This is a genomic window from Bacillus sp. 22475 (assembly GCF_052044835.1).
GTDB classification, from domain to species: Bacteria; Bacillota; Bacilli; order Bacillales; family Bacillaceae_G; genus Bacillus_A; species Bacillus_A cereus.
The window spans coordinates 58117-81459 of sequence record NZ_JBQENW010000022.1 but is presented as its reverse complement, the minus strand read 5'-3'; the positions used below and the strand labels follow the sequence as shown (position 1 = coordinate 81459).

Below are 23343 nucleotides of genomic sequence, written 5' to 3'. Positions count from 1 at the left end.
TCAAGACGTACAAAAGGTTCAGGGCGTTGGAATAAACAACGTATCCGTGTAGCTAAGCTGCATGAAAAAGTAGCAAACCAACGTAAGAACTTCCTTCATCATAAGTCTAAAGAGTTAGCTACTCATTTTGATGTTGTAGCTATTGAAGATCTAAATATGAAAGGAATGTCGCAAGCACTTCATTTTGGAAAAAGTGTCGCTGACAATGGTTGGGGTATGTTCACTTCTTTTTTAGCTTATAAACTACATGAACAAGGCAAACAACTTGTGAAAATAGACAAATGGTTTCCTTCCACAAAAACATGTAGCAGTTGTGGAAATGTGAAAAATATGTCATTGTCTGAGCGAGTCTATTCTTGTATATGCGGTGTAAATCTCGATAGAGATTATAACGCAGCTATCAATATCAAAAATGAAGCAATACACCTATTGGCGTTAGCATAGATAGCAATAAAATAACCCTTGGAACAAGGGAGTTAGCTCGGCTGTCTTAGGACGAATTCGTTAGCTACCAAAAGTAACGACTAACCGAGAAGCCCCCACTTCAAACAGTCCGTTAGGGCGTTAAGTGGCGGGTAGTTCACTTACTACTTATTAACTAGAAGGATGCAGTTTCAATTTTATTTAACATTTTACAAAACAAACGAACACAAAGAACGAAAATAAATTTCAACTGTCTAAAAGTTGATGCTTTTAGATGATGTGGGGAAATGCTGTGAAAAATTATTAAAATCTTACCTTATATTTATCTAAGAGTTAGTCTGAAATAGAGTATATAAAACAATGATAAATTTTAAATAGTATTAGGGGATGACTGATGAAATTAGTGTGATATGTACGAGCTAGTAAAGAGAGCAAGGTTTAGAATTGCAATTTAACACGGTAGAAACTTATGGTTCTACAAAAATATTCACTGGAAAGTAGAATGGAGCGAAAAATCTTAAGGAAATATAAAGTTGTTGAAATTTTTATGTGAATTCATTAATATGTAATTGTATTTATTGTTTATTGTTTATTTGATTCTGTTTATTCTCACACTTTAGGAGTTGTGGTTGAGCTGTAGAAGCAAGCTGCGTCTTGTTTTAATTCTGAAAGGGCTTCTTTGAGCCGATTAGTGTATATATAACTTATTTTGCTATATACATTTTTAATCGACTTGAAGAAGTCCTTTTTGTGTTGTTTCCAAATCTGTTTGATTGGAGAACCCATTATCACATTGGGAAAAAATTTTTATTTAGGGGACTTAATTATGATTATCTGTTATGAAGTATCATTATTTTATTCTGCACATCCAGATGGTCCTATTCAAAGTTTACGTGCATTACAAGCACTTAATCCGATAAAAGAGGGTGTATTCTCTTTAACAGGTGTCAGCGTATCGTAATGAATAATTTACAGAACCATATGGAAGTATGTAGTCAGAGGGAATGACAGAAATCCGTAGTGAAGAATTACTATGAATTTCTATCTTTTATTTTATCAGGAGCAATAAAGACACGTATGGAACGTAAGATTGACAAAGAATTCAAGAGATTTACACAAATGTTGGCTTATTTTTATGAAAAATAGGTGGAAAATTTGATGGAATGTCTTATCGAGCGAAAGTGTCTGTGTACTTTGTGATACAACAATTAAGTTAAATAAGAAGAGAAGCAAAAAGTATTAGTCTACAAATCACGAGATGTTTGCTAGAGCATTTGAAGCATACGTAGAATCGGATTTGCAAAATCAAGAACATAGAAATGATTATTTAGTTTGTAATGCGTATCCTTTTGTATATCCATTAGGTGATTATACGTAATATCCTAATGTAATTATAAAAAGTTTAATGGAAGTAATAGTCCCATATATAATAAACAGTATATAAGGAGTGGGGAAAAATGAATTATAACATTCAAAAAGGACAGTTTCGTTTAACAAGTGCTTATCCGAGAGGTAGTTGGTGGGAGTTTTACCGTATACCTTGTCCAGTTTGTTATGATACAGGCAATTGTATGCTGCACGTTTCGCAAGATAAGGTAGCATGTACACGTGTAGAAAGTAAATGGATTTATGGAAAAAACACGGGCAATCCAAGCTACATTCACTACATAAAAGGAAAAGATAAATATCAATTGCCTGAGGTGGATGAAATTCAGATTCATGATAAGAAAAGTAATGAGGAGTTAAATGTGTTTAATCGTAAATTAATGGAGTTCATACCATTACAAGAGCATCATCATGCACATTTATTAAAAGATAGAAAAATGAGCGAAGAACAAATACAAGTACGTCAATATCGTTCTTTCTTAAAACAACAAATTGTGTTAGAGGAGGATAATACGTATACGACTGTTTGGGAGCAGCTATTTAAACAGATTGGGAATAAAAAATGCTGGCAGGGAATCCCTGGGTTCTATGAGATGAAAAAAGGTCAACTTTCTCTTCGTTTGATGTCAGGATCTCCTGGTATATTGATTCCTTTTCGGAATCAGTACAATCAAATTGTTGGATGGCAGGTTCGTGTGGATGAAGTGAAAAACTCCGTTCATGTGAAATCGGCACCTACTGGAGTTCAAGCAGAATTAATCGAACAGGCTAATGTTGTGAAGATAACTAAAAATGGTGATTGTATCTTTGAAGGCGAACTAGAAGTGAGCAAAAAGGTAGAGATTCCATTTCAAGAGGGACAAATTGTTGTAAAGATACATAAAGGGCAAAAATATCTCTGGCTCTCATCAGCAAACAAAAATCATGGAACTGGGGCAGGAGGTAGTGAAAATCCACTTCCTGTGCATGTGGCGGTACCAAGTTCTCATTTAAAACATTGGAATTCTGGTATACTTCATCAAACTAAATCAGTAATGATTACAGAGGGAGCTATGAAAGCAGATCTGGTTGCTGATTTGCTTCCAGAGAGATTTAATAAAGAGGAGCTTTCTGAAATAGGAACAACGGTTCTTGCGATTCCTGGTGTAAATGCTTGGCGAATTACTATGCCTGTATTAAAGGATATGGGTGTAGAAAATGTCTATTTAGCGTTTGATGCCGATTTAGTAGAGAATCAAAAAGTAAGAAAAGCTCTTATAGACTTTGCGACAAAGTTAAAGACAGAAGACTATAACGTAATCATAGCTGCATGGAACCCAGCACAAGGTAAGGGGCTGGATGATGCAATGCAAGCGGGATTTAAACCTGTATTTCAGAGATTGTGAAACTCATAAATGTATAATTACAACAAAGTCGTGGATTATACAAGAAAGTTGTAGATTTTACAACAAAGTTATGGACTTTACAACAAAGTTGTACATTAATGAATACAATGGCTCTACAAATTATATAGATAAAAAGCATGGCTATTTTTAGATCATGCTTTTTTATTTTTATGTATTAAATATAATAAATCAATTTTTTTTGATTTATTAATTGCAAAATGACGGTGATATGTGTATATTGAAAATATCAAAAAAATTTGATGAAAGGAAATTGCTATGAAAGAAATAAAATTATACAATCATGTAACACCTCAATCCTTTGAAAAATATGAAAAAAAGTTCAAAGCATTGGCAGATCAAAAAAGGTTACACATCTTGTATGAATTGTGCCAACGTGGAGAAACTTGTGTATGTGATTTAACGGGTGTTCTTGAATTACCACAATCAAAACTTTCGTATCATTTAAAACTTTTACTTGATGCAAATCTTATTACAAAAGAGACAAAAGGAACATGGAGTTACTACAACATTAATAAAAAAGAAGTAGACGCACTATTATCTGAGCAATTATGCTGTATATTTCGTCCTATGTCATAATTTTGGTTGGGGCGAAATAGCATTTTAATATATTTTAAATCAACTTTTTTTGATTAATACAGCTTTTTATAAATGATTAAACTTGAATAATCGTTCTGGTATTTAAATCAATTTATTTTGATTTAAATAATTAATTTAATATTTTACACTTAAAAATTCAGAGGAAATTAGGAGGTTTTTTCATGAAACCTATTCAACTTTCATTCAAAGTGCAAGATTGTTGTGGAACAGACAATCAAACATTACAAAGCAATATCGATGTGCAAGGATTAAAACAGTTACCAGTTGCCATTATTGGGGGAGGTCCTGTAGGTTTAGCTGCAGCTGCACATTTAGCAAAACATGGTGAATCATTTATCTTATTAGAAGCGGGAGAAAAAATAGGATCAAACATTCTTACATGGGGCCATGTACGGTTATTCTCACCTTGGCAATATAACATAGATAAAGCAGCTCTAGCTCTTCTTGAACAACATGGCTGGGAATCACCAGACATAAACGCATTACCAACAGGAAGAGAAATTGTAGAACAATACTTACAACCGCTTGCGAACCTTCCAGAAATTAAACCATTTATCCATTTGAATACTAAAGTACTATCTATAGGTAAGAAAGATACAGATAAAATGAAAACAACGAATCGTGAAAAAATGCCATTTATGATCTATACAGAAAAAGAAGGCGTCCTTCAAGTTTATGAAGCTAGAGCGATATTAGATGCTTCAGGTACGTGGGGAAATCCAAATCCGGCAAATTCTAATGGTATCTGGTTGAAAGAAGAGAAATCCCTTAACGAGCATATTTTTTATGGTATTCCAGATATTTTAGGAAACGAGCAAAAGCGATATGCCAATAAGCATGTAGCTGTTGTTGGAAGTGGTCATTCTGCAATCAATGCTTTATTAGAGTTGGCAAAATTAAAGGAATCCTATCTAGAGACTAAGATTGTATGGATTATGAGAAAGCAACGTGTGGAAGAAGCATACGGGGGAGAGGAAAAAGATGCTCTTGAAGCACGTGGAATCTTAGGTAGCCGCATTCATCAATTGGTTAATGAAGGAATCGTAGAAGTAATGACACCATATAAAATTCAATACGTAGTTAGTACAAAAAATGGAATGGACATTGTGGGTCATCAAGATGAGAAAGAAATAAAAATTACTGATATCCATGAGATGATTGTAAATACAGGGAATCGTCCTAACTTATCTATGATAAGTGAAATACGTACTTCTATTGATACTGCTACAGAAAGTGTAGGGACTTTAGCACCACTAATCGATCCTAACCTTCATAGTTGTGGCACTGTTCGTCCACATGGTGAAAAAGAGCTTCGACACCCAGAGACAGGTTTCTATATTGTAGGCTCAAAAAGTTATGGAAGAGCACCTACATTCCTTATGGCGACAGGCTATGAACAAGTTAGATCTATAGTTGCTTACCTTACTGGTGATTATGAGGCAGCTGAACAAGTAGAACTTGATTTGCCAGAGACTGGTGTTTGTAGTGTGAATTTAAAGCCTAATAAAGTAGATGATTCATGTTGTGGTACAGAATCTTGTTGTTAAGGTGACTGACTGTAAGGAGTAGTAATTTATATTACGCCTCCTTACAGAATAATTAAGTTTGAAAGGAGAACACAATAAAATGATTATTAATCATGCGGGTAATTTAAAAAAAGACTATTTTTTATCCTATCTAAGATTAATAATGAATGCCCACCAATGTAATGTTGAAAATGCAAAAGATTATGTTTTTCAAAATATGTTCAGACTTGAAAAAAACAGTTTAGGAAAGAAAACTTATCAGAGTTTCCTTGAAGCTTATCAAGAATTGAGACGACCTAATTAAATTAATAAATTTTATAAGAAATTTATGAGATAAATAAGAGGTATTAGGGGAGATATGTATGGAGATTAGGAAAGCAACCGAACAAGATGTACAAGAAATTATGGCTATTTATAATGAGGGTATCGAGGATCGTATTGCAACTTTAGAGACAGAAATAAAAACAGATAAATATGTGATGGAATGGCTATTTCAAAGAGAAAATAGATATTCGGTAATTGTTATGGAAGAGAATTCACATATTGTCGGTTGGGCCTCCATTAATCCATATAGTCATAGATATGCTTATCGGGGTGTAGGTGAACTATCTATATACATAAAGAGAGAATATCGTGGAAAAGGTTTGGGACAAAAATTACTTTTGGCTTTAGAAAAGACCGGACAGCAAAATGAATTCTATAAATTTGTTTTATTTACTTTTTCTTTTAATAATCTAGGGCAAGGACTATATCGTAAAATGGGTTATCGTGAAGTAGGAGTGTTTGAAAAGCAGGGAATAATGGACGGCGAGCGTGTTGATGTGCTGATCATGGAGAAATTATTATCTGGAGAATAAGTAATATTGTATCAAAAGTGTTTAAAAAGGTATTTACAAAATTAGATGAAATGACTATGTAAATACCTCTTTATTATGTAGTTATTTACCATTTTGAATTTTAGAAATTAAATGAAAGAATCTGTTAGTATCTATCGATGTATTTTAGAACGTCAACTAAATGATATACGTCATACCCTTTAGTTTTATAGGTGAAATAACTCTCGTAAGTAATTTGACCATAAAAGATTAGACTCTTAGCAGATTTGGCAGGGGATTTGTAAGTCTTTCCACCTTTTTTCTTTATAAAATCATTTACCTTTTGGATTAGAGGTTTTACTATATCTTCAGTTTTTTCTTGATTAACAAATCCATTAATTGAATCGTCATATAATGGAGCAATTCCATAAAAAGTTGTCTTGTAAATATGGGATTTTAAAAGCTTATCCATGTCAATTTCATCGTAATGGACATCTTCCTTTTTAAAGTAATATTTATCTACTCTACTTACTTTAATAACAGGAGTTTTCATAAATTCATAATTATCTGGTCTTTCATTCGCACCGAGGGCATTTGGAGCTATCACGTTCGTTAAAACGTGGCCCTCTTTTTCTCTTTGACTAAATAAGCTCTCTTCTAAGATTAATGCTTCATATTCAGTGAGATTTTCTTTCACAAAACGAGTGTCACAATCATAGTGATTTTTAACGCTTAAAAAGTATGGATTATTTTTCTCTTGCTTATAACGTTGTCCTTTACCTTTACCAATATAAAAGACTTGGTTCGTTTCTTTAATAAACCATTCATAAACATAATATACTGGTTCAGTACTTAATCCTGACTCATCTGGAACCGTTGTAATTTTAATATCATTACCAATGGTAATTTTCATACGCAACCCCCTTTTAGGTATATTTTACCACAAAAAGCAATACTCATTTATATGTGTATTGCTATGGTACGATTTCTTAGATAAATAGCATTGATAAAACTTTTTTGGTACCATTTATATAAACATATAATTATTTACTTATGATATGGTTTTGAAAATGCACAAGAATTATTTATTAAAAAGAATGGGGGAACAAGCTTGTTAGATCAATTGCTAATTGTAGGTATGTACCTTTTAATAATTTACATGTGTGCATATGTTACGCTCGAATATCAGAAAAATAAAATTAGTAAGCAATATTTTCTGGTCTGGTTGATATTTATCTTTTTAACAGGACCTGTAGGATTTATCATTTATATCTTTTGGGATAAGAAAAAGAGCACAAATTTTAAAAAAGGAAATCGAATGTAAAGGTTCTGTAAAGGTGAGAGTTTTCAGTTGAACATATAAGCAAATAGTTATATACTTATTTTGAAAGTGAAAATAAGTTAATTTGAAGGAATAATACGTTTTATTTTTACACAACATATAAGCATATGCTTATGTAATTATAATGAGGTAGGTGTAGATATGGAAAAAACAGTTGTAGAAGTAACAAGAGCATCCCAATTACTGAAACTATTAGGAGATAAAACAAGATTAACAATTGTATCAATCCTTAAACAACGCGAATGCTGTGTCTGTGAACTTCTCGAAGTATTTGATATGAGTCAACCTTCTATCAGTCAGCATCTTCGAAAGTTAAAGGACTTAGGTTTAGTGCAGGAAGAGCGTAGAGGTCAGTGGATTTATTATTCTTTAAATCGAGCAAGTGATTTATACACGCTTTTAGAAGATATTTTAGCCCATGTACCAGACCAAACAGAGAAAATTAAACAAATTGTGAAGAGCAATCCTACACTCCGGTGTGGTTGTTAATAAATAGTTAGAAAGGGAAGTGAGAAGGATGAGCAACACGGGGAAAAAACGTCTGTCTTTCCTAGATCGATATCTAACCCTATGGATTTTTCTTGCGATGGCAGTAGGAATTGGAGTTGGATATCTATCGCCTGGATTCGTTGATGGAATGAATAGTTTACAGGTAGGAACAACGTCTATTCCACTTGCGATTGGCCTAATTTTAATGATGTACCCACCGCTTGCAAAAGTTCGTTACGAAGAGATGGGGCGCGTTTTTAAAGATGTAAAAGTATTAGTATTGTCACTGGTGCAAAACTGGATTATTGGTCCTGTTTTGATGTTTGCTTTGGCTGTTATATTCTTACCAGATAAGCCAGAATATATGGTGGGCTTAATCATGATAGGTTTAGCTCGTTGTATTGCGATGGTTATCGTATGGAATGACTTAGCAAAAGGAGATACAGAATATGCGGCAGGATTAGTAGCATTTAACTCTGTATTCCAAATGTTATTTTTCTCAGTATATGCTTATGTATTTGTAACAGTTATTCCAGAATGGTTAGGAATTGAAGGTGCTGTTGTAGATATAACTATGGCAGAGGTTGCAAAATCAGTGTTTATATATCTAGGAATTCCGTTCATCGCAGGAATGCTAACACGCTTGATTTTTGTAAAAACGAAAGGACGAGAATGGTATGAAAAAGTATTCATTCCAAAGATTAGTCCAATTACTTTAATCGCATTACTATTTACAATCATTGTGATGTTCTCTCTAAAAGGAGAAGTGATTGTTAGCGTACCATTTGATGTTGTACGCATTGCAATTCCATTACTCATTTACTTTGTAATCATGTTCTTTGTCTCTTTCTTTATGGGCAAAAAAATCGGTGCAAGTTACGGGGTATCAACAACATTAGCGTTTACAGCTGGAAGTAATAACTTTGAATTAGCGATTGCGGTAGCTGTAGGTGTATTTGGAATTCAGTCAGGTGCAGCCTTTGCAGCGGTTATCGGACCTTTAGTTGAAGTTCCAGTTATGATAGCTCTTGTAAATGTAGCACTTTGGTTCCAACGTAAATACTTTCAAACACAATAAAAATAAACAATCATAATAAAGGTGGAATTATCATGGAAAACAAAAAAACAATTTACTTCTTATGCACAGGAAACTCATGTCGTAGCCAAATGGCAGAAGCTTGGGGTAAAAAATACTTAGGTGACAAATGGAATGTGCTTTCTGCTGGTATTGAGGCACACGGAGTAAATCCGAATGCAATTAAAGCAATGAAAGAAGTAGACATTGATATTACGGACCAAACATCTGATATCATTGACCGTGACATTTTAGATAAAGCAGATTTAGTTGTAACACTTTGTGGTCACGCAAATGATGTATGTCCGACAACACCACCTCATGTAAAACGAGTTCACTGGGGATTTGATGATCCGGCGGGTCAAGAATGGTCTGTATTCCAAAGAGTTCGTGATGAAATTGGCGCACGCATTAAAAAGTATGCTGAAACAGGAGAATAATTGAAAACAAAATAGGCCGAGAATTCTTTCTCGGCTTTTTTATAAAGAAGGGGAGAAATCAGAGATGAAAAAGATTGAAATTTTTGATCCTGCAATGTGTTGTTCTACTGGAGTTTGCGGTCCAAGTGTTGATCCAGAGTTAATTCGTATTTCAGTTGCTGTTAACAACTTGAAGAATAAAGGAATTGATGTGACTCGTTATAATTTGGCAAGTGAACCAGATGCATTTGCCAATAATGTTGTTATCAGTCAACTGTTAACAGATAAAGGACCAGACGTGTTACCTGTAACTTTGGTAGATGGAAAAGTAGTAAAAGAAAAAAGTCACCTGACAAATGAAGAACTTACACAATTAACAGATATAACAGTAGAAGAGTTGAGTCAAAAGCCAGTCGTACGTTTAAAGTTAAACGTGAAAAAATAGAGAAAGAAGTGAAAGGCAATGACAAACTTATATAACCCAAACACAATAGCATTCACACCATTTTTGTTCTTTACTGGTAAAGGCGGAGTAGGAAAAACATCTACTGCATGTGCAACAGCTATTACGTTAGCTGATATGGGGAAACAAGTTTTATTAATAAGTACTGACCCAGCTTCTAATTTACAAGATGTGTTCGAAATAGAACTTACGAATAAACCGAAAGAAATTCCAAGTGTTCCAAATCTACAAGTAGCAAACTTAGATCCTGAAACAGCAGCACATGAATATAAAGAACGTGTTGTTGGTCCATACCGTGGAAAGCTCCCTGATGCTGTTATTGCAACGATGGAAGAGCAATTATCTGGAGCTTGTACAGTAGAAATGGCCGCATTTGATGAATTCTCTACGTTACTTACAAATAAAGAATTAACATCGAAATTCGATCACATTATATTTGATACAGCGCCAACAGGTCATACGTTACGTCTTCTTCAACTTCCTACGGCTTGGAGTGGTTTCCTAGAAGAAAGTACTCATGGAGCTTCTTGTTTGGGCCCATTAGCAGGTCTTGGAGATAAAAAAGAGTTATATAATCAAACGGTTCAGGCACTATCCAATCCGAACCAAACAATGCTCTTGCTGGTCACACGACCAGATAGTTCTCCATTACAAGAAGCGGAACGTGCAGCTCATGAATTAAAAGAAATTGGTGTAAATAATCAATTTCTACTTGTAAATGGTATCTTGAAAGACTATGTACAAAATGATGATGTCTCAAATGCGCTGTTTAAGAGACAATCAAGTGCGTTAGAAAATATGGCAGAAGAATTAAAAGATCTTCCTATGTATGAAGTTCCATTAGTACCGTTTAATGTTACTGGGGTAGAGAATATGCGAAAGCTGGTTCAACCAATGGAAAATCTCTCGATTTCGAATGAAGAAGCAAATGCTGTCTCAATTCCTTCACTTCAGACATTGATTACTAATCTTTCAGAATCAGGAAAACGAGTAATTTTTACAATGGGAAAAGGTGGTGTCGGAAAGACTACGGTAGCTTCAGCAATTGCAGTAGGTCTGGCGGAAAAAGGACACCATGTACACCTAACTACAACTGATCCCGCAGCACATATTGATTATGTCATGCATGGAGAACAAGGAAACATTACGATAAGTCGAATTGATCCAAAAGTAGAAGTTGAAAACTATCGTAAGGAAGTCATAGAGCAAGCAAAAGATACAGTTGATGAAGAAGGTTTAGCGTATCTTGAAGAAGACTTACGTTCGCCTTGTACGGAAGAGATTGCAGTCTTTCGTGCTTTAGCCGATATTGTTGAAAGAGCTAATGATGAAATTGTAGTAATTGATACAGCACCAACAGGTCATACATTATTATTACTAGATGCAGCACAAACGTATCATAAGGAAATTGCACGTTCTACAGGTGAAGTACCACAGTCTGTGAAAAACTTACTACCACGTTTGCGTAATCCAGAAGAAACAAGCGTTGTAATTGTAACACTTGCAGAAGCAACACCAGTTCATGAAGCAAGTCGTCTACAAGAAGACTTAAAACGTGCAGATATTAATCCAAAATGGTGGGTTATCAATCAAAGTTTTTACGCAACACATACAAGTGATTCCGTGTTAAGAGGAAGAGCTCAATCTGAAGTACAATGGATTCAAGCAGTTCAAAAGGAATCACAAAGTAACTGTGTTATCATCCCTTGGCAATCGGATGATATTGTGGGATATGAGAAGCTTAAAGCTTTAGTGAAATAAAACATTTTTAATTAGTTACTATGAAGGGGAGAAATGAAAATGAATATTACAGATAAAGCAAAAGAGTTTATTGAAACAGCTATGAAAGAAAATGGTGTTACAACATTACGTTTTACATTTGATGGTGCAGGCTGCTGTGGTCCTAGCTACGGTATTAATTTAGGCGAAGCGCAAGAAAATGATGTCAAAGAAACAGTAAACGGTATTCAAGTTGCAATAGATCCAAAGGTAGCTGAAATCGTTAATACTTTAACGTTAGACTATGTAGAAGACCAACAGGGTGCAGGCCTTGTTATCAGTGGTGGATCTAACTGCTGCTAAATAATAATTGAAGGAGATTAACAAACATGACTAACTATCACGAACTAGTAAAAGGAAAAGTATATATTGGTGGAGTAGACGCTATACAAGACGCAGTAAAAAAGCATGGGATTACAGAAGTGTTTGATTTACGTGCTGGAGGAGAGGAACCAGAAGGGTTTCCGGCTGGAACAAAACGTCATGCTTATCCAATCGTAGAAGGTGTAGAAGGGCAAGATGAATCAGTAAGAAATGCAATTGCAGCGGTCAAGGAAGCTGTTGAACAAGATAAAAAAGTATTTTTCCATTGTTCTGGTGGACGCAATCGTACAGGTACAGTTGCTACAGGATTATTATTAGAATTAGGTCATGCTTCTAATGTAGAAGATGCAGAACAACAAGTAAAAACAGTGCGTTCTATTATTGCAATTAAACCAGAGTTAAAACAAGTATTACAAAACCTATATCAACGCTAAGAGTGAAACGGATATTTTATAAAAGATATCCGTTTTTTTATAAATAAGAATATCCGATAATGTGTATGATGAAATTTTTTTAAGGGGGGATAAATAAATGCCAAAGCGTAAAAATGATTGGACGGAAAAGAAAATAGAGAAGTATATAAAAGAAGGCAGAGGACAAGGTGAATTAAATAACTATAAACCATGGTTAACGATACAAAATTTATCTTCTACGGGGAATAGCTCTCGTTTAATGGGATGGAAAACTAATAGGAGACATGAGTTTTTGTCAGATTTAGAGAGGGATTATTTTTTTATATTAGAATGGATAGAAGAAGTTATTGATATTCGTGAACAATTTCCATTAAATCGAGAATTGACATATAAAATTACTGAAGAGAAAGGGATACAACATCCAATTTGTAAAGGAACTGAAACGTTAATAGTTCTGACAACAGATTTTTTCCTGACGGTTCGAGACGGAAAAGAAATTAAATATATTGCTAGGACTATAAAACCGAGTAGTGAATTAGAAGATGAAAGAGTAATTGAAAAGTTTGAGATAGAAAGAGAATATTGGGAAAGGAAAGGAATCGATTGGGGAGTTGTAACAGAAAAGGATATTCCTGATATAATATGTCGGAATATTTCGTGGATTCACAAACACTATTATCTCGAAGAAATTGAAGATGAAACTTTTGCGAAATTCTTTTTAAGTTACTTAATCACGTTTCAAAATGCGGATAAGAGCCTTATAGAAATCTGCAATGAGTTTGAAGAACAGTATAATTTGGAACAAGGTTCGTCAATTTATTATTTTAAATATTTAGTGGCTAGAAAGTTAATTTTTGTAGATATCAATACGCAAAAATTAAATATGCGAGGTTTAAGTATAAGCGAACTAGCTTTTAGTGAAAGAGGCGATGAGAATTTTGATTACGCTATCAGTTAATGAAATCTTTAAATCAATTGATGATTCAAAGATATACAGATTACTCTGGATAGATGAAAGTAATGTTATTACGTATTTAATCGATGTATATGATGAAAAAGCTATGCCTTTTGTAGATACACTGAAAAATCTTCAAGAAGGCTTTACGAATGGACAGTATATGAAAGTAAGCAATGATGAAGTATTTCCAGTTGTAAATCATCAAGAATTGACAGAAAAAGAGATCCATATGAGAGATAAGGCATGGAATATTATACAAGATTTAATAATTCAAGAACCTAACATTTATAAAAGAGATAAAAGAGGTACGTTAATTAGACAAACGAGAGGGAATTTTGGTTGCTCAAAGCAAACGATTTACAAATATTTAAAGCGGTATTGGCAAAGAGGAAAGGTCAGAGATAGCTTACTTCCTGATTTTAAAAATTGCGGTAATAAGGGGAAGTCGAAGAATTGGAGCGGAAAAAAGACGGGTAGACCGAGAATGACAAATAGCACGGGAATCAATATTACATCGGAATTAAAAGAAATATTCAAGAAAGCTATACAAAATTATTATTTTACAAATCCAGAAAATACACTGACATTTACATACAAAATGATGATAAGGGATGCTTTTCAGGCAAGCATTCGTTATCAAGATGAAAGAAAGTATATTGTGATTGAAGACGCAGATACCGTTCCTACTTTTCGACAGTTCTATTATTGGTTTCAAAAAGAATATGGAGCTGAAGAAATTACGTCAGCTAAGCATGGGAGGAAGAAATTCGAAAGAGATCATAGAGCCGTTTTAGGTTCGTCATCTTTTGAAGTTTTTGGACCAGGATCCAGATATCAGATTGATGCGACAATCGCTAACGTATATATAGTTTCTCGTTATAATTCTGATTGGGTATTGAAGAGACCAACTATATACTATGTAACGGATGTCTTTACCCATTTAATTACTGGTTTTTATATTGGGATTGAAGGTCCCTCATGGACTGGAATGATGATGGCACTTTTGAATTCTACAGTTTATAAAAAAGACTTTTGTGCGGATTATGGTATTAATATTACAGATAATTGTTGGCCAGCAGCACATCTACCAGAGATTATTTTAGGAGACCGCGGAGAATTAGAAGGATATAATATAAATCATTTGATACAAGGGCTTAATATTACAGTGGAAAATAATCCATCTTTTCGTCCAGACTGGAAAGGTATTGTAGAAAAATTATTTGATACATCTCAAGAAACAATACGCCCCTTTTTACCTGGATATGTTTCAAAAGATTGGGGTGAAAGGGGGGCAAAAGATCCACGTTTAGAGGCGAAACTCGATATAGAACAATATACAAAAATTATTATCAATTTTATTCTGCATTACAATAAAAATTTTTATATGAAGAATTATATACGGGACAAAGATATGATAGTTGATAATGTAAAACCAACACCAATTGAATTGTGGAAATGGGGAATAAAAAATCGCTCTGGGAAATTACGAGTCGTCCATCCTGATATCATGAAATTTTATTTGATGCCGAGAGGTGTTGCTACAGTCACTGCAAAAGGAATCAGATTTGAAAAGATGTTGTATAGCTGTGACACAGCAATACAACAATCATGGTTTGTTACAGCAAGAACAAAGAAAAGTTGGAAAGTGGATGTTTCTTATGATCCTCGAAATATGAATAATATTTATATTCATACAAAGGATGAAAAGATATTTGAAAACTGCTATTTATTAAAACATCAAGAGCGATATCAAGATAAAGCATTAGAGGAGGTTAGACAGTTAAATAGCTTAGAAAGTAAAGGTTACAAAGAAGAAGAACATATATTACTACAAAATGAAATTACCTTTTTTGATAATATTCAATCTATTGTTAAAGAAGCTGTTAAGGAAGCAAGCAAAAAACAAACAAAGCATGTAACAAAGAAAAAGAAAATTAAAGACATTAAGCATCATACCCAATTGGAGAGAAAAATGCGAAGAACTAAGGAAGTATTTAAACTTGATAACAATCAAAAAGAGGCTCTACCAGAGGATATTCATTTGGACAAACAACAAGAAGATGAATTCAAGCGTCGCTCAGTTAAAGAATTATTTAATAAAAGGAGGGGGCATAAGCATGAGTGACAATCTAAGAGAAATAAAGTTAGATAATGGGACATACGCTGTTCTAGCTCATTATCAGCAACAGCAATTAGTTGATTATCAGGGGAATCCGTTGATAGAAGCTTTACCTGGCATATTGTCATATGAAGAAGCTTTTGATCAACTTAGCTTTTTACCCAATTATCATGAAAAAGAAAGAAATTTATCAGATCATCATCGATTTCATGCCTTATTGCGTTTAACTCGTTTTTTTCAACCAATCTCTCAAACATTAGACTTGGAAAGGCGTTTTTCAAGATTTTTACGCTATGGATATGTGAATCGGAATCCTCTTCAAAAGCAACATGTTCAAGTACTAAATGAATTACATCATCAATTAGTAGAAAGAAATAATTTAAGTCTGCCGGCGGATATACGGGCTACTGCATCTAGTTTCACATTAATGGGTTTCTCTGGAATTGGAAAATCAACAGCTATAGAACGAATACTTTCATTATATCCTCAACTTATTATTCATAGATATCCCCTCAATACGCTTCAAATTGTTTGGTTAAAATTAAATTGCCCACATGATGGGTCGTTAAAGTCATTATGTCAAAACTTCTTTGAAAAGATAGATCAATTAATTGGTACAAACTATCTCGAAAGTTATGGAAAATCCTCTAATTCTATAAGTTCAATGGTAACTAGGATGGGGCAAATTTCTAGATTACATTGTGTTGGTGCATTGATCATAGATGAAATTCAACATCTGTTGGCTGCGACAGGGGATGCCTCAGAGAAAATGATGAATTTTTTTGTTACTCTTATTAATGAAATTGGAATTCCGGTAATGATAATTGGAACCATGAGAGCTAGGAGCCTTTTACAAAAAGATTTTAGACAAGCACGTCGTGGTAGTGGACAAGGAGACATGGTCTGGCAACAAATGAGTAATAAAGAAGATTGGGAAGTTTTAATTACAAGTATGTGGGATTATCAGTGGACAAAGCAACATGTGGAACTAAATCAAGATTTATTAGATGTTATTTACGAGGAAAGCGAGGGTATTACTGATATAGCTATAAAGTTGTTTTTACTAGCACAGGGGCGAGCGATTGAAACGGGCATTGAAAAAATTTCATCAGAACTAATCAGAAAAGTTGGTAAAGAAGATTTAAGACTTGTTCAACCTATGCTTCAAGCTCTTAAATCTGGTTGTGAAACAGAGATTGCAAAATATGAAGATATTGTATCGTTAGATATACAAGATTATATATTTAATAAACTTCCAGTAATTGATATGAGAGCTAAACTCCAAGATAAAAAAGAAAAAATCGCACAAGAGCGCCAGAAAATAGAACCAACAAAGGTAGAGAAATTGATTATTTCCCTTATAAACTTAGATATAAACGAGAAGGATGCAGAAAAAGCAACGAAATATGTATTAAATAAATCACCTAACTCTAAAATTAGTGAGTTGATGAAAGAAGCTTTACAATATATTAAGGATAAAGAGAACAAAAAGAAACAAGTTGTAGTAGAGGATAGAAATAAATTAAAGTGTATCATTGATGAGGGTAAAAAGAATAGAAAGTCTGCGTATGAGGCTCTCAATGGTGAAGGATATATTAAGGACCCTTTAAAAGAATTTAATTATAAAGAATCAAGGTGATGTAAAATGCTTGATTATTTTCCTGTACCGTATGAGGATGAATTGTTTTATAGTATAGTCTCAAGATATCATATTCGAAGTTCAGATTTATCAAAAAAGCATACTATGAAGAAGTTGTTTAATAAAAGTGGCTGTTTCCTCGGGATTGAATCCATTGGTGAATTAAAATATTTAGTTGATAATTTACAGGTGTTTTCAGATGTGTTTACTGAAAAGTATTTTATAGAAAGGCATTCACTGATTCCACTTATAAGACCATTTAAATCAAAAGAATGTTACGAACAATTAAGCATAGGAATCTCTTCAAAAGTTTATCAGAGTTTATTTAGTTTGAAAAAAGGGAATATAAAGTCAAAAGAGCATTTATATTATTGCTCTGTATGCGTAAAGGAACAATATCAACTTTATGGTGAAGGGTATTGGAATAGAGTACATCAGGTTCCAGGAGTTTTTGTATGCATTAAACATCAATTACCTCTAAAGAAACATCCGGTTAATATTACGACTTTTCGGTCTCATAATTTTATCTATCCAAATCTAAAGGATAGTAACAGCAATGAAGTATTCATGGAAAGTGAACTTGTGGATGAATTAATAGGAATTGCAGAAGATGTAAAATATTTGCTGGATAAAAATTTTTCGTCTTTTTCAAAAGATTATTACGTTGAGAAATATGAGACACTTTTGAAGGTTAAAGGGATTGGATACCCCGCTTTAAAAAGACATCAGCGCTTAAGGGAGTTACTTCAAGATCATTATTCGCAAACCCTATTAAGGATGTTAGAATCTTCATTTGACATAGATGAAAGATCATCATGGGTAAATTATATTCTGGGGAAGGGTAGTATACAATTTTGTCATCCCATTAGGCATATTTTGGTTATGCGATGTTTGTGTGGTTCAGTAAAAAATTTTTTTGAAAATGAATATTTGTATGAACCCTTTGGAAAAGGTCCATGGTTATGCATGAATTCCCTATCGAATCATTATTTACAAAAATGTGTAGATAAGGTGGAAATCAGTGTTCATGGATTGAATCGAGAAGTACAAGGGGATTTTGAGTGTGATTGTGGTTATATATATAGACTTAGGGGATGGGAACAAAACCCCCTAGAAGTTGCATTCTTTAATAATAGGATTATTCAAAAAGGTCACGTATGGGAAGTGGAGTTTAGCAAACTTTTATCTAGTGGATTAACACAAAAAGAAATAGCTATGAAAACGGGTTTTACACCACGGACTATACGAAAAATATTAAAGGATCGTAAAAATGTCTCAATTAAAAAATTGAGAGAAGACAGTTTGAAGGTCGCTCGAAAAAAGAAAACAGCTCAGTACAAGCATAAATGGATACAATTACGAAATAAATATCCAGCGTATACGAGAGCGAAATTAAGTGATTTAAATAGAGCAGCATATGCGTGGCTAAGCAATTATGAGAGAGCGTGGTTAGAGGAACATTCACCACCTAAGGTTTTGGGGAAGCATTCAAAAAAAAAGAGTGTAGAAAGCTACACTAGAGAAGATTTGATATTAATCGAAGAAGCAAAAAAAATAGTTAATAACTGGGATGAATATGAAAAAAATAGAGGCAAGTTAATTAGAAAAACGTATGCAGCTGTTACGAAAATATTAGGTGTATACCAGAAATGTCAAAAAAAGAAAAATCATTCTTTATTACAAAGTTACATTGTCACAGTTGAAGAATCTTTACAAGATTTTCAAAAAAGAAGGGTTCGATATTTATTAAATACAAAATTCAAAGATAAAGTAGTTACTTTATCTAAAATAAAAGAGGCTGCAAGTATAAAGGTGGCTGTAAGAGAAGGAGAAGGGGATATAAAAGAATACGTTGAAAAATTGATCAAAGCTCATAATAAAACAACTAAAAGATAGTATAGGCTAAGGATTATAAATCATCGTTTTTAAAACAAAAAAAATTCATTCGTCAGTTTAAAATAAATATAACTCTTTTATAAAAAGGATAAACCGAAATCTTTCTATGATTTCGGCTTTTTTTTATTGAGATATAGTGAACATGATGAATAAATTAGAGAAGAAGAAAATTAATATCGAATGTAGAAACAAACAAGGGGATATAGATAGAAAGTTAACGCATTTTGTTTTACAAGGAAAAATATAAAGAGTGTGTTTTGTTCCTTTTCAGAACACACTCTTTATTTATGCTCAAGTATCAAGTGGGAGTGTATAAATTTTAAATAATTTATTTTAGTAGGATAGTCCATAACTTTCTTGTGATAATTAAGATAGTATGCATTCCTAAAGGAAATACATTAGTGTACAACTTTCTTGTAATTATTTTCTCTTAAGGGCCTTAAATATAATGGTCTAAAAGCATATTAGTACAAGGGTTTGTTGTAATTAAACAATAAAGTAGGTTGGTATTTTCATAAATAGGTAGATAGAAAAAGATAGAGTTTTTAATTCTATCTTTTTCTTATATCCAATTGCCACAGAGGATTTAAATTAACTAAAAGAAAGGTAGAAGAGAATATGAATACATCTATGAAAAAAGGTCTAGTAAATTTACGAGTTGATTTTGCTTTCAAGCGCTTGTTTGGAATAGAAGGAAACGAGGATATACTCATTGGTTTTCTTAATGCGGTATTACAATCTTCTTTAGATGAGGAAATTATTTCTTTGCATTTAGATGATCCACATCTTTCAAGGGAACAAAAGGATGATAAATTGTCTATTTTAGATTTGCGAGTGACCCTTAATAGTGGTATAAAATTAAATATAGAGATACAGGTTCGCGACAAAAAAGACATGATCGAGCGATCTTTGTTCTACTGGGCTGGCATGTATTATTCTCAAATGACTCAGGGAATGAAGTATACAGAATTAAGACCAACTATTTGTATTAATATAGTGGATTTCATTCTGTTTCCAGGAGAAGAGGACTTTCATAATGTCGGTGTAGTCATGAACAAAAAATCGGAGCACATAATTTCAGAGAATATGCAATTGCACTTTCTTGAGATTCCAAAAGTAATTCGAGAATGGCAAGAAGATCGAATGGATCCATGGGAGGATATATTAGCACGTTGGCTATTATTATTTCCTGCATATGAAGATGAGAAATTAACTACAATCCTGGAGGGAATCGCGATGGAAAAAGATCCAGTTTTGAAAAAGGCAATAGAGGATTGGGAGCGTTTAAGTAGTGATAAGGACTTTTTACGCTTATATGAAGCGAGAGAGAAGGCAATAAAAGATAGAATATCAGAAATAGAGACGGCAGAAGAAAAGGCAGCAAAAGAAGCTAGAATAGCAACTAAGATAGAGATGATTCACAATTTAATTAAAGTAGGTGTACCTATAGAGAAGATAGCGGAAGCCACTGAATTAAGTGTGGAAGAGGTTAATGAAATTCTAAAAAATAAAGAGTAAATATAAATGGTATAAAACAGGTAGTTGTGATTACAAACAATTACCTGTTTTTTTATTTTTGATTGATGCCCATTTTGTGATTACAATTATATTTTTTCTTGCTTTAGGATTTCCTCTAATTCATAACGAAATTTATTAGTCTTTTCAACATCCTTTAAGATTGTCTCAAGATTCTCTTTTTCAATAAATTCCCTAATGGAATGGTTAAATACCATTAATCTACCGTATCTTTGTTCAATTTCTTTAAACCATGCTTCTTTTTCCAATAGTTTAAAGTTTTTATGAGTCAGTTTTTCTTTTTTTGAAGGAATGGACATAAGGAGTCCTGCCAATATATCGCCAATTAAGTCACCTATGAATAAGTCTCCTTTTTCTACATTGTACCATTCAGAAAAAACGATGTGTGATCAAAAATTCAATACGCTATGGTGAATTAGTTAACCTTGATACAGATTCAGAGAAAAATATATATTGGAACTATCCAGATACGGATCCATATATCCAATGGGTAAATAAGAATATTGTTAGAATTGGAGATCAAACTTTAGATATTTCACAGAAAGAAACCTATGATTGGCGTGATGATGATAGGCACGTTAAAGAAATGCCTAAACAATTTATTAGATAAAACAAGAAAAATTAAATTTATTCAATCTTATTTGTTTAACCATAAATAGGATTATATGAGTGAAAAGTCCCTTTAGATCTTCTAAATGGAATTTTTTAGGTTTCTAGATACGACTACTGAGAAATTGATGTTATATTAAGAAGTCTCGCCACATCGTCATCAAGCTTTGAAATCGATGGTTCCCCAAAACGAAAAAACGAGCTAACTTCTCATAGTTAACTGTGGAGAGATAATAATTTTGTTTTGTGATTCCTTCAAAATATTGAAAAATGGAGATGGTGTTATTTGTTGTTTAAGTTGATGACTCTAAGATACCAGTTTAATTGACCTGATAGCGATGTATCCGTACTCCTAAAAACTTTACCTTTGGCATCAGGGAAATTAAATAGGGTGATAATTATTATAAGTGAATTAGGTTTCTTGTGAATTTTAAATTAAAGGTCTTATCCAAAGTTGAGAAAAATCCACATATCCAAAATATTTCATCTTAATATTCGTTAAATCTGATGAAAAAGGAATTTGACGTGTGTCATGGTATAAGGGAATCATAATAGAGGATTCTATTAGTTCTTTTTCAAGATTTTTATTTAATGAAGCCCACTCCTCAAAATGTGTATGTTTGTATTTAGAAAGGTGTTTTCTTAGTGATTTATTTGTTTTTAAAACCTTAGCCAATGGTGAATATCTAGCTGTTAAAAAATAATAAAATGATATCTCTTGATTTATCTCGAATACTTCACCATGAATAAAGAGATCAACCTGTTCATTAAGTTTTTCATCCCTAAGATAGTTTTCAAATGGAACCCATTTAACTTGAAAAGGTATATTTTCTTTTTCTAAGATATTCATTAACCATTTTGTTGTCGCTTCTGTATACTGAGTAGCTTTTATAATAAGTGGTTCTTTAAATTCGGGACGTTTTATTTTTGGAATATTGACTTGATGATCTATGTCTTTCAAACAGCTTTTAATATTTGGGATTTTTTGAGAATCATATTCATGAATATGATTCATATTGTTAGCGATAATAGAATGTAAGTAATTACGAACATCTATGTGTTGAATTGAAGAATTACGCCAAGCATTCATAATTATAACACCGAAACCTGAATTCCTTTCTACTTGAAAGGTAGAATTACATTTATGGTGTTTGGAAGATTGATAAATAGTATCAAATTCTAGGGGGACCTGAATGAATTCTACTGTATCCAGCAAAGGTCTTTCTTGAAAATAATTATGAAATGCTATCAATGATGTTTTCTCCAGATTATTCTCTCCTATATAAAAACCACCGGTTCCTATGATTTGACCGTTATTTTCTTTATAAATACTTGTATTTATCATGCATAACATTTGTAAACAATAACTACATCCCTTTGGGTAATGTATATCAATAATTAATGGTGATACAACTTCTATTTTTTCTATGGGCGCCCATAAGTCTTTATAGTATTTATGATTGCGTAATTTTGAGAGACATAGTTTCACATCAGACGCTGTTAAGATGGATCCATCATGAAATTTTATAGACTTTTTTAAATATAATCTAAGCGTAGATTGAGTTAAATCCCAACTGTGGGCTATTTCAGGGAATATGTTCCCCTTTTCATTCATATAAACAAGTCGATTGAAAACATTCGCGACAATATGTGCACTATGTACATCGGCAGCCTCGAGCGGATGTGTTGTTAAAAAGGGCTTTCTTCTAGGGATAATTAATTTATCATCTGAATTATGTATATAGCCAAATTTTGAATGAAACTTAGTCATCAAGCGTAGTTTACTGTTTGGAGACCAATTATATAGTAAATATTTACTACTTTTTTCAACAGGCTGTTGATCCATAATTTCCATTACTTGTGACTCATAGATTTGTTCTATATTTTTCAACCATTGGAGAGAGGAGGGATTTCCTCTACCTTTTCCAGAAATGAAAGTCAGCCAACCTTCATCCATCCATTTATGTAAGTAACGTACTGTTTGCTTTGTACTTAAATTTAAAAAATCTGCTAGATCTTTTATTTTTATATTTCCTGAAGAAAATGATTGCCATAGATTTAGTAAAATTTTATCCATTTTCCTATCTCCTTTTATAAGTGGACATGTTTTTCTGAAGGTGTCCATTTTT

General features: G+C 33.0%; 22 protein-coding genes and 2 pseudogenes. 21 read left to right on the top strand and 3 right to left on the bottom strand.

The window, feature by feature from the left end:
- The 8 genes and pseudogenes from ACTJJY_RS24680 to ACTJJY_RS24645 all read left to right on the top strand — a co-directional run.
- On the top strand, nt 1-444 hold a 444-nt coding region (locus ACTJJY_RS24680), incomplete at its 5' end, for an RNA-guided endonuclease InsQ/TnpB family protein (protein WP_440606806.1).
- Nucleotides 445-1249: 805 nt separating this feature from the next.
- Nucleotides 1250-1384 (top strand): hypothetical protein, encoded by a 135-nt coding sequence (locus ACTJJY_RS24675; RefSeq protein ID WP_000582546.1) that lies wholly within the window; start codon nt 1250-1252, stop codon nt 1382-1384.
- Between the two features lie 92 nt (nt 1385-1476).
- Nucleotides 1477-1867: pseudogene (locus ACTJJY_RS24670) on the top strand (LPD1 domain-containing protein); the annotation flags it as partial.
- 13 nt (nt 1868-1880) lie between these two features.
- Nucleotides 1881-3194 (top strand): DUF3854 domain-containing protein, encoded by a 1314-nt coding sequence (locus ACTJJY_RS24665; protein WP_440606805.1) that lies wholly within the window; start codon nt 1881-1883, stop codon nt 3192-3194.
- A 276-nt stretch (nt 3195-3470) separates the two neighbouring features.
- On the top strand, nt 3471-3791 hold the full coding sequence (locus ACTJJY_RS24660) for an ArsR/SmtB family transcription factor (protein ID WP_440606804.1): 321 nt from the start codon (nt 3471-3473) through the stop codon (nt 3789-3791).
- Between the two features lie 182 nt (nt 3792-3973).
- Nucleotides 3974-5359: an FAD-dependent oxidoreductase gene (locus ACTJJY_RS24655; protein ID WP_440606803.1), complete on the top strand. Its 1386-nt coding sequence runs from the start codon at nt 3974-3976 to the stop codon at nt 5357-5359.
- A gap of 79 nt (nt 5360-5438) precedes the next feature.
- Nucleotides 5439-5642: a hypothetical protein gene (locus tag ACTJJY_RS24650; RefSeq protein WP_440606802.1), complete on the top strand. Its 204-nt coding sequence runs from the start codon at nt 5439-5441 to the stop codon at nt 5640-5642.
- Nucleotides 5643-5700: 58 nt separating this feature from the next.
- On the top strand, nt 5701-6195 hold the full coding sequence (locus ACTJJY_RS24645; RefSeq protein ID WP_440606801.1) for an arsinothricin resistance N-acetyltransferase ArsN1 family A: 495 nt from the start codon (nt 5701-5703) through the stop codon (nt 6193-6195).
- A 124-nt stretch (nt 6196-6319) separates the two neighbouring features.
- On the opposite strand, the gene ACTJJY_RS24640 is transcribed toward ACTJJY_RS24645, so the two are convergent.
- Complete coding sequence (locus tag ACTJJY_RS24640; RefSeq protein WP_440606800.1) at nt 6320-7066, bottom strand: hypothetical protein; 747 nt, start codon at nt 7064-7066, stop codon at nt 6320-6322.
- Nucleotides 7067-7636: 570 nt separating this feature from the next.
- On the opposite strand from ACTJJY_RS24640, the gene ACTJJY_RS24635 reads away from it, so the two are divergent.
- The 12 genes from ACTJJY_RS24635 (at nt 7637) to ACTJJY_RS24580 (ending at nt 20587) form a co-directional block, all read left to right on the top strand.
- Nucleotides 7637-7984, top strand: coding sequence for an ArsR/SmtB family transcription factor (locus ACTJJY_RS24635; RefSeq protein ID WP_440606799.1), 348 nt, complete (start codon nt 7637-7639; stop codon nt 7982-7984).
- A 28-nt stretch (nt 7985-8012) separates the two neighbouring features.
- On the top strand, nt 8013-9062 hold the full coding sequence (arsB, locus tag ACTJJY_RS24630) for an ACR3 family arsenite efflux transporter (protein WP_000072357.1): 1050 nt from the start codon (nt 8013-8015) through the stop codon (nt 9060-9062).
- A gap of 32 nt (nt 9063-9094) precedes the next feature.
- Entirely contained in the window at nt 9095-9499 is a 405-nt protein-coding gene (arsC, locus tag ACTJJY_RS24625; RefSeq protein ID WP_000428327.1) for an arsenate reductase (thioredoxin), read from the top strand.
- A 64-nt stretch (nt 9500-9563) separates the two neighbouring features.
- Complete coding sequence (arsD, locus tag ACTJJY_RS24620) at nt 9564-9923, top strand: arsenite efflux transporter metallochaperone ArsD (RefSeq protein ID WP_000717836.1); 360 nt, start codon at nt 9564-9566, stop codon at nt 9921-9923.
- An 18-nt stretch (nt 9924-9941) separates the two neighbouring features.
- Complete coding sequence (arsA, locus tag ACTJJY_RS24615) at nt 9942-11702, top strand: arsenical pump-driving ATPase (protein WP_440606798.1); 1761 nt, start codon at nt 9942-9944, stop codon at nt 11700-11702.
- Nucleotides 11703-11741: 39 nt separating this feature from the next.
- Nucleotides 11742-12023 (top strand): HesB/IscA family protein, encoded by a 282-nt coding sequence (locus ACTJJY_RS24610; RefSeq protein ID WP_440606797.1) that lies wholly within the window; start codon nt 11742-11744, stop codon nt 12021-12023.
- A 26-nt stretch (nt 12024-12049) separates the two neighbouring features.
- A complete protein-coding gene (locus ACTJJY_RS24605) occupies nt 12050-12478 on the top strand; it encodes a protein-tyrosine phosphatase family protein (RefSeq protein WP_070184282.1) in 429 nt (142 codons plus the stop codon).
- 97 nt (nt 12479-12575) lie between these two features.
- Nucleotides 12576-13415 carry a TnsA endonuclease N-terminal domain-containing protein gene (locus ACTJJY_RS24600; protein WP_440606796.1) on the top strand — a complete coding sequence of 280 codons (840 nt, stop codon included), beginning with the start codon at nt 12576-12578 and terminating at the stop codon, nt 13413-13415.
- Nucleotides 13387-15540: a Mu transposase C-terminal domain-containing protein gene (locus ACTJJY_RS24595; RefSeq protein ID WP_440606795.1), complete on the top strand. Its 2154-nt coding sequence runs from the start codon at nt 13387-13389 to the stop codon at nt 15538-15540. The genes ACTJJY_RS24600 and ACTJJY_RS24595 overlap by 29 nt, the downstream gene beginning before the upstream one ends.
- On the top strand, nt 15533-17173 hold the full coding sequence (locus ACTJJY_RS24590; protein WP_440606794.1) for an ATP-binding protein: 1641 nt from the start codon (nt 15533-15535) through the stop codon (nt 17171-17173). The genes ACTJJY_RS24595 and ACTJJY_RS24590 overlap by 8 nt, the downstream gene beginning before the upstream one ends.
- A 6-nt stretch (nt 17174-17179) precedes the next feature.
- Entirely contained in the window at nt 17180-19069 is a 1890-nt protein-coding gene (locus ACTJJY_RS24585; protein WP_440606793.1) for a TnsD family Tn7-like transposition protein, read from the top strand.
- Between the two features lie 618 nt (nt 19070-19687).
- On the top strand, nt 19688-20587 hold the full coding sequence (locus tag ACTJJY_RS24580) for an Rpn family recombination-promoting nuclease/putative transposase (RefSeq protein ID WP_440606792.1): 900 nt from the start codon (nt 19688-19690) through the stop codon (nt 20585-20587).
- 86 nt (nt 20588-20673) lie between these two features.
- On the opposite strand, the gene ACTJJY_RS24575 is transcribed toward ACTJJY_RS24580, so the two are convergent.
- Entirely contained in the window at nt 20674-20943 is a 270-nt protein-coding gene (locus ACTJJY_RS24575; RefSeq protein WP_440606807.1) for a hypothetical protein, read from the bottom strand.
- A gap of 71 nt (nt 20944-21014) precedes the next feature.
- Here ACTJJY_RS24575 and ACTJJY_RS24570 point away from each other — a divergent pair.
- A pseudogene (locus ACTJJY_RS24570) lies at nt 21015-21215 on the top strand (DUF5412 family protein); the annotation flags it as partial.
- 429 nt (nt 21216-21644) lie between these two features.
- On the opposite strand, the gene ACTJJY_RS24565 reads toward ACTJJY_RS24570, so the two are convergent.
- Nucleotides 21645-23291 (bottom strand): ABC transporter substrate-binding protein, encoded by a 1647-nt coding sequence (locus tag ACTJJY_RS24565; RefSeq protein ID WP_440606791.1) that lies wholly within the window; start codon nt 23289-23291, stop codon nt 21645-21647.
- Between the last annotated feature and the right edge of the window lie 52 nt (nt 23292-23343).

Excerpts from the sequence above, each read along its gene's own strand:
- arsB (WP_000072357.1), top strand. The coding sequence starts at position 8,013 with ATGAGCAACACGGGGAAAAAACGTCTGTCTTTCCTAGATCGATATCTA.
- ACTJJY_RS24600 (WP_440606796.1), top strand. The coding sequence starts at position 12,576 with ATGCCAAAGCGTAAAAATGATTGGACGGAAAAGAAAATAGAGAAGTAT.
- ACTJJY_RS24660 (WP_440606804.1), top strand. The coding sequence starts at position 3,471 with ATGAAAGAAATAAAATTATACAATCATGTAACACCTCAATCCTTTGAA.
- ACTJJY_RS24665 (WP_440606805.1), top strand. The coding sequence starts at position 1,881 with ATGAATTATAACATTCAAAAAGGACAGTTTCGTTTAACAAGTGCTTAT.
- ACTJJY_RS24595 (WP_440606795.1), top strand. The coding sequence starts at position 13,387 with ATGAGAATTTTGATTACGCTATCAGTTAATGAAATCTTTAAATCAATT.
- ACTJJY_RS24605 (WP_070184282.1), top strand. The coding sequence starts at position 12,050 with ATGACTAACTATCACGAACTAGTAAAAGGAAAAGTATATATTGGTGGA.
- ACTJJY_RS24610 (WP_440606797.1), top strand. The coding sequence starts at position 11,742 with ATGAATATTACAGATAAAGCAAAAGAGTTTATTGAAACAGCTATGAAA.
- ACTJJY_RS24590 (WP_440606794.1), top strand. The coding sequence starts at position 15,533 with ATGAGTGACAATCTAAGAGAAATAAAGTTAGATAATGGGACATACGCT.
- ACTJJY_RS24565 (WP_440606791.1), bottom strand. The coding sequence starts at position 23,291 with ATGGATAAAATTTTACTAAATCTATGGCAATCATTTTCTTCAGGAAAT.
- ACTJJY_RS24635 (WP_440606799.1), top strand. The coding sequence starts at position 7,637 with ATGGAAAAAACAGTTGTAGAAGTAACAAGAGCATCCCAATTACTGAAA.
- ACTJJY_RS24655 (WP_440606803.1), top strand. The coding sequence starts at position 3,974 with ATGAAACCTATTCAACTTTCATTCAAAGTGCAAGATTGTTGTGGAACA.
- arsC (WP_000428327.1), top strand. The coding sequence starts at position 9,095 with ATGGAAAACAAAAAAACAATTTACTTCTTATGCACAGGAAACTCATGT.
- ACTJJY_RS24650 (WP_440606802.1), top strand. The coding sequence starts at position 5,439 with ATGATTATTAATCATGCGGGTAATTTAAAAAAAGACTATTTTTTATCC.
- ACTJJY_RS24645 (WP_440606801.1), top strand. The coding sequence starts at position 5,701 with ATGGAGATTAGGAAAGCAACCGAACAAGATGTACAAGAAATTATGGCT.
- arsD (WP_000717836.1), top strand. The coding sequence starts at position 9,564 with ATGAAAAAGATTGAAATTTTTGATCCTGCAATGTGTTGTTCTACTGGA.
- ACTJJY_RS24675 (WP_000582546.1), top strand. The coding sequence starts at position 1,250 with ATGATTATCTGTTATGAAGTATCATTATTTTATTCTGCACATCCAGAT.
- arsA (WP_440606798.1), top strand. The coding sequence starts at position 9,942 with ATGACAAACTTATATAACCCAAACACAATAGCATTCACACCATTTTTG.
- ACTJJY_RS24580 (WP_440606792.1), top strand. The coding sequence starts at position 19,688 with ATGAATACATCTATGAAAAAAGGTCTAGTAAATTTACGAGTTGATTTT.
- ACTJJY_RS24585 (WP_440606793.1), top strand. The coding sequence starts at position 17,180 with ATGCTTGATTATTTTCCTGTACCGTATGAGGATGAATTGTTTTATAGT.
- ACTJJY_RS24640 (WP_440606800.1), bottom strand. The coding sequence starts at position 7,066 with ATGAAAATTACCATTGGTAATGATATTAAAATTACAACGGTTCCAGAT.